The organism is Bradyrhizobium sp. BR 10289, assembly GCF_019455385.1.
Taxonomy (GTDB): domain Bacteria; phylum Pseudomonadota; class Alphaproteobacteria; order Rhizobiales; family Xanthobacteraceae; genus Bradyrhizobium.
Genome location: NZ_JACOFR010000009.1, coordinates 1 through 14,059 on the forward strand (window position 1 = coordinate 1; position 14,059 = coordinate 14,059).

Genomic DNA, 14,059 nt, shown 5'->3' on the forward strand with positions numbered 1-14,059 from the left:
GCCGACGCTGCCGCGTCCACCGCAACCCAGCCCGCGATACGTGACGACGCGCGATCGCCCCTCAAGATCGAGCCGGGATGGGCGAGATATACGACAAATCCGAATTTCGGTAAAGCGGAATATTTTTAAGCGAGGCGATTGACCCAGCGGTCGCGTGTTTTGCCCGACGGGCAGCGCAGGATCTTGTAGTCCGGATGACACCACCGGGCGACACTCCGCCCCGGACCCGGTGACAGGCTCCACGTAATCCGGGAATCTCGACACAAGCGATAGCAGCCCCGGATTACGCTTGCGCTCCATCCGGGCTACGGGACCTCCCTCTGCTCCTTGTATGCATTATCCCAGTTGCCATCGCCCGGCACTTCGCTTTACATGCCGACAACCCGCCCTCGGGCCACGGCCGGGGCGCACAAAAACACATGACATTCCAGGGGACGAAACATGGCGCGTAACATATTGATTCTCGGGGCCTCCTACGGCTCGCTGCTGGGCACGAAGCTGCTGATGGCCGGCCACAATGTGACCCTGGTCTGCCGCGCCAAGACCGCAGAGCTGATCAACCGCGACGGTACCGAGGTCCGCATCAAATTGCGCGACGAAGCGGTGCACCGGGCGATCTTCTCGCGCGACCTGCCCGGCAAGCTGGATGCCGTGACACCGCAGAATGTCGACGTCTCCCGCTACGACCTGGTCGGCCTCGCGATGCAGGAGCCGCAATACACCAACCACACCGTGCGCATGCTCATGGTCAAGATCGCGGCGGCGAAGCTGCCGTGCCTGTCGATCATGAACATGCCGCCGCTGCCTTATCTGAAGCGGATTCCGGCGCTCGCCGACATGGACCTCGAGGAGGCCTATACCAACGCGCAGGTCTGGGAGCGCTTCGAGCCGGGCCTCGTGACATTGTGCTCGCCCGATCCGCAGGCGTTCCGTCCGCCGGAAGAGGCTGCCAACGTGCTGCATGTCGGCCTGCCCACCAACTTCAAAGCTTCTGCGTTCGCCGACGACAAGCACAACAAGGTGCTGCGCGAGCTGGAGGCCGACATCGACGCGGTGACACTCGACGGCAAGGACGTGCCGGTGAAGCTGAAAGTGTTCGATTCGCTGTTCGTGCCGCTGGCGAAATGGTCGATGCTGCTCACCGGCAATTACCGCTGCATCACCCCGCACGAGCCGCAATCGATCCGCGATGCCGTGCATGGCGACCTCGCGCGCTCGCAAACGATCTACGACCACGTCGACGCCATCGCCCGCAAGCTCGGCGCCGATCCGGAAGACCAGGTGCCGTTCGCCAAATATGCCAAGGCCGCCGAAAGCCTGCTCAAACCGTCATCGGCCGCACGCGCAGTGGCAGCCGGCGCGCCCTTCATCGAGCGCGTCGACCTGCTGGTGAAGCTGATCTCGCATCAGCTCGGCGTGCCCAATCCCGAGATCGACCGCACTGTGGAGACCGTGGACCTGAAGCTCAACGAGAGGATCGTGCAGGGCGGCTCGGGCGCGCAATAGCGGGCCGTTCATGCATCAATGAGAGTGTCCGCCTGCGTCGGAAGCGCCCGAATGGTCGCTGCCGCCGTGATCGGTGCTGCCGCCATCGCCGCCTGATCCGGACTCGGCAGCAAAGAAGCCCCAACGCGCGGCGTCTACGACCATCGATGTGTAGAGCGCTCTCGCCGCGCCGTATTCCGGATCGGAGGGGGCGAGTTCGTCGAGCTTCGCTCTCATCTCGGCGATGTCTCTCAACCGCGCCTGCCGGTTGAAGAGCCAGTAGATGCCCAGGCCGAGCGTCACCAAGGCCACGATGCCGAACACCGTGATCGTGATCATGGCGGGGGTAGCGAGCATGCTCATCACGATCGCAGCCTCCTGGCTCCTGCCAGCCGGAAAGACGACTGACGACTACCGCATCCCCGTAAAGATATCGACAATCTTTGGGTGAAACTCCGACTGAGGTGCCGCAGCTCTCCTCATAAGCAGTTCCTACTTTGGTGCGCGGGCGACGCACCACGCTGGTTCCATCATCACCGCGCAATCACGCAAACGTGTCGCCTCCCCGCACACCTGCGCAGGCGCAGTGCATCTCGTCACTGCGTCGCGGACAGCGGGCTCCTCATCATTTTCCGGGCCGTGCCGCGTTGAAAACGAGCTTGTTTGACCGTGAAACCGGCGGTGCTAGCAAGTTCCCCACTGCCGGCGCCAGACGAGGCGCACGATCGCGGGCGGTCCGCATTTTTTGCAACCGCCGCATGCGCGCATGTCGGGCTCGGATCGTTGTCCGGCAAACGGGATGAAGATAGCTGTTGGGCTCAGCTATCACGCAGAGCCTGTGTCCCTCAGGGAACGGACGCAAACAACAAGAACAACAAATGGATGAGGCGACACTGAGCGTCGTCCGCGCGGTCGAGGCCGGCGCGACGACGATGAAGGGCGTGATCGACGCCACCGGACTGTCCCGTCTCAAGATCGAACGCGCGTTGAGCGCGCTGGAAAAGCAGAAGCTGCTGGTCCGCGACGGCGGGGGCTTTCGTCCAACCGGCCCGCCGAAGGCTGTGCCACTGACCCGGCAATGCGGGTCGTGCAACGCCTGTTGCGACGTTCTGGAGGTGGCCGCGGTGGACAAGCCGGTGAACCAGCTCTGCAGGCATTGGCAGACGGGCACCGGATGCACCATCTACGACCGCCGCCCCCAGATGTGCCGCGCCTTCGTCTGCGCCTGGCTGCAAGGCCATCTCGACGACGACTGGTTCCCGGCGAAATCGGGTATCATCGTTCATTTCAGCCGGGACGCGGTCAACGTCACCGTCGACGATCATTGCCCCGATCGCTGGCGCGAGGAGCCGTATTTCGGCAAGCTTGTCGAATGGTCGCTGAACGGGATCAGGCGGATCGGAAACCGAGGCTACGCGACCCTCGTGGTCTCGGGCGCCGACCGGTTCATGCTGCTCGGACGCACGGTCGTTCCCGATCCGACGCCGTTCGGCACGGCGTTCCTGCCGCTGACGGCCGATACGTTCCGGTTCTGGCGGGCGAGGTCGGCCGAGCATTTGCAGCGGCTCCACGAGCGCATCACCGAGATCGAGCGCATCAGCCGGGAATTCGGCTCTTGCGTCATCCCCGAGAACGAGGACGACGATCCGCATTCCCCCTATCGGCCCGCACTCTTACGGTTGTCCGGTCACCCCTGAACTCTGCCGTGGGCAACGCGGCACGATTCGCGCTGGAACGCTCGACGTGACCCGGCGGGATTGGTAAGCCGCTGTCCGCGAATGACGGGGACTCTGAGTCGGGCATGACGGTTGCGATCGAGATGGGGCAGACCACGGCCGGCGCCGTGGCCGCCATGGACCTCGAGGAACTGCTGGCGACCCGTCTCCTGGTGCAGGGCAATTCGGGCTCCGGCAAGTCGCATCTGCTCAGGCGGCTCTTGGAGCAGAGCGCGCCCTGGGTACAGCAGGCCATCATCGACCCCGAAGGCGATTTCGTCACGCTGGCCGAGCGCTTCGGCCATCTCGTGATCGAGGCCGAGGATCATACCGAGCGCGGCCTGCAGGTCGCCGGCGAGCGCGCGCGGCTGCATCGCGTCTCCACCGTGCTCAATCTCGAAGGGCTGGACGCCGAGAACCAGATGCGCCGCGCGGCAGCGTTCCTCGGCGGGATGTTCGACGTCGACCGCGACCATTGGTATCCGATGCTGGTGGTCGTCGACGAGGCGCAGCTGTTCGCGCCGGCGGTGGCCGGCGAAGTCTCGGACGAAGCGCGAAAGCTGTCGCTCGGCGCCATGACCAATCTGATGTGCCGCGGCCGCAAGCGTGGGCTCGCCGGCATCATCGCGACGCAGCGCCTCGCCAAGCTCGCCAAGAACGTCGCGGCCGAGGCCTCCAACTTTCTGATGGGCCGCACCTTTCTCGACATCGACATGGCGCGCGCCGCCGATCTGCTCGGCATGGAACGGCGGCAGGCGGAAGCGTTTCGCGATCTCGAGCGCGGCCAGTTCATGGCGCTCGGACCTGCGCTGTCGCGCCGGCCGCTGCGCCTCAACATCGGGCCGACCGATACCAGCCCACGCAATTCGACGCCGCGGCTGATGCCGCTGCCGGAAGCAACCACGGAAGACATGCGCGCGGTGATCCTGGCCGCGCCGCCCCCCGATGCCAGCCGGCCGCAGCGCCGGCCCGCACCTGATCTGCTCGAGCAGTTGCGCGCAGCGAAGGCCGCGGCGCCGGAGATCCGGCCCGAGGTGGTCGAGGAGCCCGTGAGTGCCGAGGAGCTCGCGGAGCGGCGCGAGCGGGTCGACCGCACGCTGCGCGCCGTGCTGGCCGCGCCCGATGCCGGCTTTCGCGCGATCGGCGTGCTCTATCAGGAATTCGTGGTCCGCTGCCGGATCGAGGGGCTAGGGGCTTCCGTGCCTGACCTCACCGAATTCCGCCGCATGCTGACCCATGCGCGCGCGGGGCTCGGCGCTGACATCGCCGAGGACGATGCCTGGCAGGAGGTGACGCTGCGCGCCTCGATCCTGCCCGACGACATGCAGGGCGTGTTCATAATGATCGCGCGCGCGGCCAAGGAAGGCTGGCCCTGTCCCGGCGATGCCGCGATCGCCCGCGCCTATGGCTCGCATTCCCTGCGCCGGGCGCAACGCCTGCTCGGCTATATGGAAGAGCAGGGCCTGATCGTGGTCCAGTTCGACGGCGGCGGACGCAGGTTCGTCACGCTGGTGGAATTGGCCTGGGCGACGGCACCGGGCGATCCCAATGGCGACGACCAGCCGGCCGAGCAGGTCGCGAGCGCGGCCTCGGCTTGATCACGCCGCCTCGGTCGCATCAGCGGATACGAGCGCGTCCGGCGCGGCGAACATGCGGCGATAGAGCAGGACCGAGACGAGCCAGGCGATCGCGAACAGCGCGATCACCGCGAAGCCGACATTGGCCAGCGACTCGTTGAGACCGTCGACCAACGTCCACACACCGCCGGTGAGGCCGAGACGATCGGCGATCAGGCCAAGCGCCTCGATGCCGCCGATGAACAGCGCGACCGCGACGGAGGCGCCGGTGATGGTGAGGTTGTACCAGAGCTTGCGCATGGGATCGACGAAGGCCCAGCGATAGGCGCTGACCATCAGCGCGGAATCGGCCGTGTCGACCAGTGCCATGCCCGCGGCGAACAGGGCGGGAAACACCATGACATCGGCGAGCGATGCCCCGCGCGCGGCTTCGCCGGCGGAAATGCTGAGCAGGCCGATCTCGGTCGCGGTGTCGAAGCCGAGGCCGAACAGGAATCCGAGCGGATACATGTGCACGGGCTTGGTCACGAGGCGAAACATCGGGCCAAGCAGCCGCGCGAGAAAACCGCGATGGGCGAGCAGCGCGTCGAGGCCTTCGGCGTCGTGAACGCCGTGCTCGCGCGCCAGGCGAAACGTCCGCCACAGGCCGGCGAAGATGGCGAGGTTGATGGCCGCGATCACCAGCAGGAACAGCGCCGATACCGACGAGCCGATGAAGCCGCCGATCTCCCGCAGCAGGCCGTCCCCGCCAAGGCCGACCGCGCCGAGCGCAAGCAGCATGGTCGCGACCACGACGATGGTGGAATGGCCGAGCGCGAAATACAGGCCGACGCTGCGCGGCGCACCGCCCGCCTGCATCAGCTTGCGCACGACGTTGTCGATCGCGGCGATGTGGTCGGCATCGACGGCATGACGAAGGCCGAACACCCAGGCCAGCAGCGCGGTCGCCATGACCGTCGGACGGTCGCCGAACGCCGCAAAGGCCCAGGCCCATGCGGCGATGTTGGCGGCGATGAGCCCGCCGAACAGCAGCACAGTGGCGGGCTCGGCCGCCCGTAAGGACCATCTCGTCACGAACATCATTCCGTCCGCTGTGCGCCCCATCGCGGCAGCGGTATGATATTTTCATAAAGTGGTCATACTGACCAGCCCCGGTCATCGTCCGACGAGCGCGTATGCGAATTTGCCGGAGGTCCTACGCCGCCTCGGAGCCGCCGAGATAGGCATCGCGCACGCGAGGATCGTCCTTCAGCTGGCGCGCCGGGCCGGACAGCACAATCTTGCCGGTCTGGAGCACATAGGCCTCGTGCGCGATCTCGAGTGCGAGGCTGGCGTTCTGCTCGACCATGAAGACGGAGACGCCTTCCTGGTTGATGGTGCGGATCAATTCCAGCACGCGGTCGACATAGAGCGGCGACAGGCCCATGGTCGGCTCGTCCATCACGATCAGGCGCGGCCGGCTCATCAGCGCCCGCGCCATCGCCACCATCTGCTGCTCGCCGCCGGACAAGGAGCCGGCGCGCTGCGACAGCCGCTGGCCGAGTTTTGGGAACAAGGTGAGCATCTTGTCGAGATCCTGCGCCACGGCGTCGCGGTCGTCGCGCACGAAGGCGCCCATCAGGATGTTTTCGCGGACGCTCATGTCGGCGAACAGCCGCCGTGCCTCCGGCACCGAGGCGATGCCGCGGCGAACGATCTGCGGCGTGGTGAGGCCGATCAGCGAAGCACCGTCGAAGGTCACCTCGCCCGAGCGCGGTTTGACCAGGCCCAGGATGATCTTCATCGTCGTCGACTTGCCGCTGGCATTGCCGCCGAGCAGGCAGACGATATGGCCGCGGCCGACTTTGATCGAGAGGTCGAAATGTACCTGGGCCTGGCCGTAGAAGGTGTTGACGTTCGACAGCGAGAGAAGAGCGTCTGATGTCGTCATGCCGCGCTCTCCTGCTCCGCCGTGCCTGATAGACCGTGGCCGAGATAGGCCTCGATCACCTTGGGATCCGTACGGACCTGCTCGCCCGGCCCTTCCGCGATCTTCTTGCCCTCGTCCATGACGATGACGCGGTCGGACAGGCGCATCACCATCTCCAGCTTGTGCTCGATCAAGAGGATGGTCAGCCCTTCCGCCTTCAGTTCGGCGACGAGGGCCTGCATCTCGGCGGTCTCGGTGGGGTTCATGCCGGCGGTCGGTTCGTCGAGCAGCAGGAGGCGCGGCTTCAGCGCGAGCGCGCGGGCGATCTCGACGCGGCGGCGGTTGGCGTAGGAGAGACTATAGGCGGGCTGGTCGATCCGCGGCAGCAGCCGCTCGCCGAAGCGGGCGAGAACGGCTTTGACCTCCTCGCGCAGCCGCTCCTCTTCCGCTTTCACACTCGAGGGGCGCAGCAGCGCCAGGCCGAGCTCCAGCAACGGACCGATCACCGGCACGGCCGGCTTCACGGCACGCAGCCGCGTATGTGCGCCGATCAGGACGTTGTCCATCACGCTGAGATTGCCGAAGACGCGGCCGAGCTGGAAGGTGCGCGCGATGCCTTCAGCAGCGAGCCGCTCCGGTGACAGGCCGGTGATGTCCTGGCCCTCGAAGCTGACATTTCCGGCGTCGGGACGATCGAGGCCGGTCACGAGGTTGAACAGCGTGGTCTTGCCGGCACCGTTCGGGCCGATGATGCTGATCAGCTCGCCCTTGGCGAGATCGAGATCGATGGCATCGACCGCCGTGAGGCCGCCGAAGCGGCGCGTCAATCCGCGCAGGGACAGCATGCCAGACTGCTCTGCCATCAGATTGTCCCCAACAGGCCCTGCGGCCTGAATCGCACCAGCAGCAGCAGCACGATGCCGTAGATCAGGATGCGATACTCCGCCGCGATCCGGAACACCTCCGGCAGCCCGACCAGCGCGACCGCCCCCAGGATCGCGCCGACCACATTGCCGAGGCCGCCGAGGATCACGACGGTCAGTGCAAGGATGGATTGCTGCGTATTGAAGGTCTCGTGGTTGATGTAGGAATAAAGATGCGCGGCGATGCCGCCGCTGACGCCGGCGGCGAAGCCGCCGAAGATGAAGGCAAGCGATTTGTAACGGTTGAGGCTGAGGCCATAGGCGCGTGCGGCGATGTCGTCGTCGCGGATGGCGCGGAAGCTGCGGCCGAGATGCGAAGAGAGCAACCGGCCCTGGAGCAGCGCCAACACCACCATCACGGCGAAGCTGAACCAGTAGATCGCGGTCGGGCTGATCAAATCGTAACCGAACAGCGACAGCGGCGGGATGCCGGAAATACCAATCGGGCCGCGCGTGACGCTCTCCCAGTTCAGGATCACCAGCGACACGATCTCGCCGATGGCGAGCGTCGCGATCGAGACATAATGGCCACGCAGACGGAACGACGGCGAGATCAGCAGCGTGCCGAGCGCGGCGCTCATCAGGCCGCCGGCGATGATGGCGAGGCCGACGGGCACGTTGAGGGTCAGCGACAGCAGCGCGGAAGTATAGGCGCCGATCGCGAGCAGCGCGGCGTGGCCGAGCGAGACCTGCCCCATCGTGCCCGCCACCAGTGTCAGGCTGAGCGCGAGCATGCCGAGCAGCCAGGCGTTGATCAGGGTCTGGAGCACGTAGAAGGACACGGGGAAGAATGGCAGGACTGCGAAGCTCGCGGCCGCCAGCAACAGCGCCCAGCGCGGGATGCGCACGGGGCGGCTCGGCGCAATGAAAGTGCCGGTGAGCGGTTCGGGCGGCGCCTGTCGCGCGCTGGCGAACAGGCCGTTCGGGCGCAGCACGAGCACGACGACCAGCAGCAGGAAGGCGAACAAATTGCGATAGCTGGTACCGAACACGGCAACGCCGTAGCTCTCGACGAGGCCCAGCAAGAGGCTACCAATCACCGCGCCGGGCACGTTGCCGGCTCCACCCACGACCTCGGCAACGACGCCCTTGAGGGTCGCCTGCAGGCTCATCGCGGTGTCGATCTGGTTATAGTACATGCCGACCAGCATGCCGGAGACGCCGCCGAGCGCGGCGGCAATGCCGAACACGGCCTGATTGACCCGGTTGACGTCGACGCCCATCTGCATCGCGGCGTCGCGGTCCTGCGAGGCGGCGCGCACGGCCCAGCCGAGCTTGCTGTAACGCAGGAACACGAACAGCAGCAGCGCGCTGGTGAGGCCGACGCCGGCGATCAGCAGATCGAGCGGGCCGATGGTGCCGCCGCCGACCTGGAAGCGGACGTCCGGCAGCTGGCTCGGCAGCGCGCGCGGGTTGGGCGAGAAGGTCAGCATGACGAGCTGATCGAGCACGAAGCTGATGCCGATGGTCGCAAGCAGCGGCGCGATCCGCACCGAGTTCTGCAGCGGCCGCAGGCCGAACCGCTCGATGATCAGGCCGACGATCGCAGCGGCCGCGGCGACCACGATGATGGTGAGCGGCAGCGGCGTATGCAGCTGCACCACGGCGACCCAGCCGATATAGGCGCCGACCAGATAGATCGAGCCCTGTGCGAAGTTGATCAGCCGGCTGACGCCGAAGATCAGCGCGAGCCCGACCGCAACGAGGGCGTAGACATTGCCGACGATCAGTCCGTTGATCGTGTAGTCGAGCCAGGAAGACACGCAGCGTTCCTACTGAAGAGAGAAAGGCTGGAGCCTCCGCTCCAGCCGAGAGATCAGGTCGGCTTGCCGTCCCACAGCGCGAACTGGCCCTTGCGCACGACCAGCTCGGCGTTCATGGCGCCCTTGACGCGGCGGGTCGCGACGTCGAACGTCGCGGTGCCGAAGATCACGCTCGGGACGTCCTTGACCTTGGCGAAGGCGTCACGGATCGCCTTGCGATCGGTGCCGCCGATCTTCACCACGGCGGCCGCCATGTTCATGGCGTCGTAGGCGTAGGCGTTGAAGGCGTCGGGCTCTTGCCCGTTGTACTTCTTCTTGAAGCCGGCGATGAACTTCTGCACCTCGGGCCGCGGATCTTCCGGGAAGTAGCGCGTGCCGACATGAACGTCCTCGACCGCCTCGCCGCCGAGCTCCAGAAATTTTGGCGAGTAGACCGAGCTGGCGGCGCAGATCACCTGCTTGAGCCCGACCTGGCGGGCTTGCCGTGCGATCAGCGCGCCGTCGGAATAATAGGAGATCAGGATCAGGCCGTCAGGATTGGCGTCGCGGACGCGCACCAGGGTGGAACGGAAATCGCGCTCTTCGGCGATATAGCCTTCGGTGACCGCGATCTCGGCGCCGTATTCCTTGGCGGCGTTGACGAAATAATCGCGGCTGGTGCGGCCCCAATCGGTGTTGAGGTGCAGCACCGCGAGCTTCTTCAGGCCGAGGCGCTTGACGGCATAGGACGCCAGCAACGGCTGCTCGTCGGCCTGACTGACCGAGGTGCTCCACATGAAGTCGCCGCCCTTGGTGAAATCAGGATGCGAATTGGTGAAGCCGAACTGCACGAGGCCGGCGCGCTGATAGATCGGCGATGCCGCCATTGAAGCGGGGCTGGAGAAGTCGCCGAGCTCCAGCACGATGGCCGGATTGGAGACGAACTTCTGGGCGATCGCGACAGACTGCCGCGGGTCGCTCTGGCTGTCCTCGAATTGATAGGCGAGCTTGCGGCCGTTGATGCCGCCGGCAGCGTGGATCTCGTCAAGTGCGAGGTCAAAGCCCTGCTTCCATTGCGTGCCATATTGCGCGTTCGGTCCCGTGAGGGGGCCGCTGACGCCGAGCAGGATCGGCTCGGCATCCGCGAAGGCAGCGCGCGAGAAGGCTGCGCCAGCCATCATGGCGGCAAGCGAGCCCTTGACCAGGGTACGGCGATCGATGTTGCTCATGAAAGGCTCCATCCACTCAGGTGTTGAAACAAGGCAGCAAATCTTGTGCCGGTGAGACTGTCTATTTCGAGGGCTCGCCGAGCGACAGCATCAGCCGGTTCGCCCAGTTGAAGAACGAGGCGCCGTTGATGACATCGACGATCTCGGCATCGTCGAGACCGGCGCTGCGCAGCTCCTTGATGTTCTCGGGGCCGAACGCGATCGGCGTCGCGGCCAGCGCGACGGACGCCTTGACCACGGCATTCCAGCGCTCGCCGAGATCGGCCTTAATGCCCTCGTCGAGCAGCTTCTGCACGTCCTCGCGGCGCTTGGAATAGGTGCTGGCAAAGCGCGCGTGCACGGAGGCGCAATAGATGCAGCCATTGTAGCGCGAGGTCGCGGCCGCAGCTAACTCGCGCTCGGCGCGCGGCAGGCCGTCGGCTGTGTTGTAGAAGATATCCTTGTCGGTCTTGGTGCGGGCTTCCAGCACCTCGGGGTCGCGCACGAGGAGACGGAAATATTCCGACTTGGCGCGGGCGCGGTCGACGAGGCCGGCGAAATGCCGCTCGGTCAGCTCGGCCTCGGGCAGCGGCTCGATCCAGGAGACCCAGCCGAGCTCGTCCTGGGTGAAGACGACGGGGGAATTGACGGCGGCGCTCATGATTGCAGCCTCCTGTTAGCCGTTCACGGCTGCGAGCGTGCGCAGGCCCGTGACGACGCGGACCTGGAACGCCAGGAACGCGACGAGCTGTGAGAACGTGACGATGCCGGTGTTGGACCAGCCGGCGGCAAGCAGCGCCTTCATGTCGGTGGACGATGCGTCGCGCGGGCGAAACACCAGCAAATGCGCATGCTCGAGCGCCGCGACGAGGCGAGTGCCGAGAGCGGACTTGCTCGCCGCACCGACGCGGTAAATCAGACCAGCCGTATTCTCGACGGACAGCGGACCGGCGGGATAAGAGCCATACGGCCCGGTTGTCCTGCCGCGCGCGATCTCGGCGTCGATCGCGTCCAGCAGGGCCGCGCCGCCCGCGCTCGCGGCGAGCTTGTCGCGGTAGAAGGTGGCAACGGGGGACTCGCCATGAAGCCCGGTCACGAAGGCCGCCACTGCCGCGCGCTCGAGCAGCGAGACATCGCTCGCGTCGATCGGCTCGAACAGCGCGAGATAGCTCTTCTGCGCGTTCTCGCGCGCCTGCAGGCGCCTGGCGCGGATGGCGTCCAGCGCCGATCCCGGCGCGATCCCGGCGAGCGTGTCGATGATGTCAGTCGTACTCATCCTTCAGCCTCGTACAATTCCCTAAAGCCTAGCCCGCCAGCGCCACGTCGGCCTTCGCGGTCCGGGTCCAGCCCAGCGCTGGGGCGACCTTCTCCGCGACCAGCTCGATCGAGCGCAGCACGTAAGGATGCGGCGCATCGACCGAATGGACCTGGAAGACCAAGTCAGTCACCCGCTCCAGCGTCGCATCCGTGCGGAGCGAGGCGATGACCTCGTCAGCGCCGCCGACATGGGTGTCTAACGCCTTGATCATCTCCTCCAGCGTCTCGCCCGGAGGCAGGTGACCGCCCTTCATGAATTGCGGCAATGCGCGGCGCAAGCCGATGTCCGCAAGGCGCATCGCCTCGCGATGATCGTCGGCGACGAAGACGCTGCGCGAGGCCATGATGCGCGGCTCGGTGCCCGGCGGCAACGCCGCGAGATAGGCATCGATGATCGGGTTCTGGATCTCGGCGAGTGTCGCCTTCGGCGCATCCTTGGCGCGCGGCTGGGTGCGCGAGAGCAGGAGGCCATCGCCCGCCTTGCCGGCGCGGGCGCCGCCCGCGACCGAGAACGTCGCCTGCCAGATGCGCTTGTCCAGTTGCGGACGCTGCGGATAGAGCGTGTCGCCGCCGTCGAGCGGCTTGCCGGTCAGCGCCTTGCGCACGACGTCCAGATTACGCGCAAAGATCTCGTTGCGCTGGGTGCCGTCCAGGCCGAAGGCGGCAAAGGCCGACGGATTGCCGCCGGTGCCGACGCCGAGCTCGAAGCGGCCGCCACAGAGCAGATCAAGGACAGCTGCGTCCTCGGCGACCCGCACCGCGCTCTCCAGCGGCAGGGTGACGATGCCGGTGCCAAGGCGGATCCGCGAGGTCTGGGCTGCGACATAGCCGAGGAACGTGAAGGGCGACGGCAGGCCGCCTTCCCGCTCGTGGAAATGATGCTGCGCGATCCACGCGGAATCGAGCCCGGCCTTCTCGGCGCGCACGATCTGCTCGGCCGCGAAGCGGTAGCGGTCCGCCGGCGGCGCCTCGTCGAGCAGCCGCGTGAAGAAGCCCAGGCGTTTCAGGTTTGCAAAGCGTTTCATACGATCCCTGTCGGGCGAGAATGGCCACGGAACCGATGATGTCGGCTGCCGTGGCCCGACACAAGCGGGCAATGCGCAAGGCTCATACGCAAGGCTGCCCGCCGGATCATCCCTCCCGCGCTGGACTCTGGCTGGGCAGAGTGCCTACCAGCTCGGCAGCACCGCGCCCTTGAACTTGGTCAGGACGAATTCCTTCACCTCAGGCGTGTGATAGCTGTCGACCAACACCTTGACCCAGGGCTTGTCCTTGTCGGCGGTCCGCACCGCGATCAAATTGACATAGGGACCCTTCGGGTCCTCGCGCAGGATCGGATCCTTGACCGGATCGAGGCCCGCCTGGGTTGCATAGTTGGTGTTGATCGCCGCTGCGTCGACGTCGTCGAGCGCCCGGGGCGCCTGCGCCGCATCGACCTCGATGAACTTCAGCTTCTTCGGATTCTCGGTGATGTCGAGCACCGTGGGCTTGAAGCCGGTGCCGTCCTTCAGCTTGATCACGCCCTTGTCGCGGAGCAGCAGCAGCACGCGGCCGCCATTGGTCGGATCGTTCGGGATCGAGACCTTGCCGCCCTCGGGAATGTCGGCGAACGCCTTGTGCTTCTTCGAATAGACGCCGATCGGGAAGTTCACGGTCAGAGCGACGGGCTCGATCTTGTAGCCGCGGTCGGCCTTCTGGTTGTCGAGATAGGGCTGGTTCTGGAACGAATTGGCCTGGATCTCGCCGGCATCGAGCGCGGCGTTCGGCACGACGTAGTCGGAGAATTCGATCAGCTGGATGTCGAGGCCCTGCTTGGCCGCGATCGGCTTCACCGCCTCGAGAATCTGCGCATGCGGACCCGGCGTCACGCCGATCTTGATGGTCTCGGCAGAGCTTGCAGCCGACCAGGCGGCGAGCAGGGTCGCGAGGATCAGGGGAAGGCGAAACGACATCTTGGTCTCCATGGGCCGGCGGCAATGATTGGAACCGTATTCGCTTCTCCGCCTGATGAAATCAATGAAATGAAAATCCATAATGGCCGCGCGGGGCGGGCGACCTTTCTCCATTTGGCGCGGAAGAGGAAATGAACTCTTGGCGAGGGGGCACATCGCGCAAGCGTGACGCGCATCACGGCAAGGCGACGCGCGAGAAGAGAAATTGGCTGCAGCACAGCCAAGGAGAGT

The 14,059-nt window shown here is 65.9% G+C and carries 13 protein-coding genes; 3 read left to right on the top strand and 10 right to left on the bottom strand.

The genetic code is table 11. The features are described from left to right. The first annotated feature begins 441 nt into the window (after positions 1-441). Positions 442-1,506: a ketopantoate reductase family protein gene (locus HYH08_RS16915; protein ID WP_220010938.1), complete on the top strand. Its 1,065-nt coding sequence runs from the start codon at positions 442-444 to the stop codon at positions 1,504-1,506. A 15-nt stretch (positions 1,507-1,521) separates the two neighbouring features. Here the strand turns inward: HYH08_RS16915 and HYH08_RS16920 are convergent, their stop codons facing one another. After that, positions 1,522-1,848, bottom strand: coding sequence for a hypothetical protein (locus HYH08_RS16920; protein WP_228747897.1), 327 nt, complete (start codon positions 1,846-1,848; stop codon positions 1,522-1,524). A gap of 515 nt (positions 1,849-2,363) precedes the next feature. Here HYH08_RS16920 and HYH08_RS16925 point away from each other — a divergent pair. Both HYH08_RS16925 and HYH08_RS16930 read left to right on the top strand, forming a co-directional pair. Beyond that, complete coding sequence (locus HYH08_RS16925; RefSeq protein WP_220010940.1) at positions 2,364-3,182, top strand: YkgJ family cysteine cluster protein; 819 nt, start codon at positions 2,364-2,366, stop codon at positions 3,180-3,182. A 104-nt stretch (positions 3,183-3,286) separates the two neighbouring features. After that, positions 3,287-4,798, top strand: coding sequence for a helicase HerA domain-containing protein (locus HYH08_RS16930; RefSeq protein ID WP_220010941.1), 1,512 nt, complete (start codon positions 3,287-3,289; stop codon positions 4,796-4,798). On the opposite strand, the gene HYH08_RS16935 is transcribed toward HYH08_RS16930, so the two are convergent. The 9 genes from HYH08_RS16935 to HYH08_RS16975 form a co-directional block, all read right to left on the bottom strand. Further along, positions 4,799-5,860 (bottom strand): HoxN/HupN/NixA family nickel/cobalt transporter, encoded by a 1,062-nt coding sequence (locus HYH08_RS16935; protein ID WP_220010942.1) that lies wholly within the window; start codon positions 5,858-5,860, stop codon positions 4,799-4,801. It abuts the gene before it with no gap. A 112-nt stretch (positions 5,861-5,972) separates the two neighbouring features. Beyond that, complete coding sequence (locus HYH08_RS16940; RefSeq protein ID WP_220010943.1) at positions 5,973-6,707, bottom strand: ABC transporter ATP-binding protein; 735 nt, start codon at positions 6,705-6,707, stop codon at positions 5,973-5,975. After that, on the bottom strand, positions 6,704-7,549 hold the full coding sequence (locus tag HYH08_RS16945; protein WP_220010944.1) for an ABC transporter ATP-binding protein: 846 nt from the start codon (positions 7,547-7,549) through the stop codon (positions 6,704-6,706). Before HYH08_RS16945 ends, HYH08_RS16940 begins: the two co-directional genes overlap by 4 nt. Further along, positions 7,549-9,372 carry an ABC transporter permease gene (locus HYH08_RS16950; RefSeq protein WP_220010945.1) on the bottom strand — a complete coding sequence of 608 codons (1,824 nt, stop codon included), beginning with the start codon at positions 9,370-9,372 and terminating at the stop codon, positions 7,549-7,551. The genes HYH08_RS16945 and HYH08_RS16950 overlap by 1 nt, the downstream gene beginning before the upstream one ends. Before the next feature lie 53 nt (positions 9,373-9,425). Continuing rightward, positions 9,426-10,580, bottom strand: coding sequence for an ABC transporter substrate-binding protein (locus tag HYH08_RS16955; protein WP_220010946.1), 1,155 nt, complete (start codon positions 10,578-10,580; stop codon positions 9,426-9,428). Between the two features lie 61 nt (positions 10,581-10,641). Then, positions 10,642-11,220 carry an alkylhydroperoxidase domain protein gene (locus HYH08_RS16960; RefSeq protein ID WP_220010947.1) on the bottom strand — a complete coding sequence of 193 codons (579 nt, stop codon included), beginning with the start codon at positions 11,218-11,220 and terminating at the stop codon, positions 10,642-10,644. 15 nt (positions 11,221-11,235) lie between these two features. Then, the gene (locus tag HYH08_RS16965; protein ID WP_220010948.1) at positions 11,236-11,835 is read right to left on the bottom strand and encodes a CMD domain protein; all 600 of its coding nucleotides are present in this window, start codon (positions 11,833-11,835) and stop codon (positions 11,236-11,238) included. Positions 11,836-11,863: 28 nt separating this feature from the next. Beyond that, a complete protein-coding gene (locus HYH08_RS16970) occupies positions 11,864-12,901 on the bottom strand; it encodes a putative FMN-dependent luciferase-like monooxygenase (RefSeq protein ID WP_220010949.1) in 1,038 nt (345 codons plus the stop codon). Between the two features lie 144 nt (positions 12,902-13,045). After that, positions 13,046-13,840, bottom strand: a complete 795-nt coding sequence (locus HYH08_RS16975) for a MetQ/NlpA family ABC transporter substrate-binding protein (RefSeq protein ID WP_220010950.1) — start codon at positions 13,838-13,840, stop codon at positions 13,046-13,048. Positions 13,841-14,059: the final 219 nt, after the last annotated feature.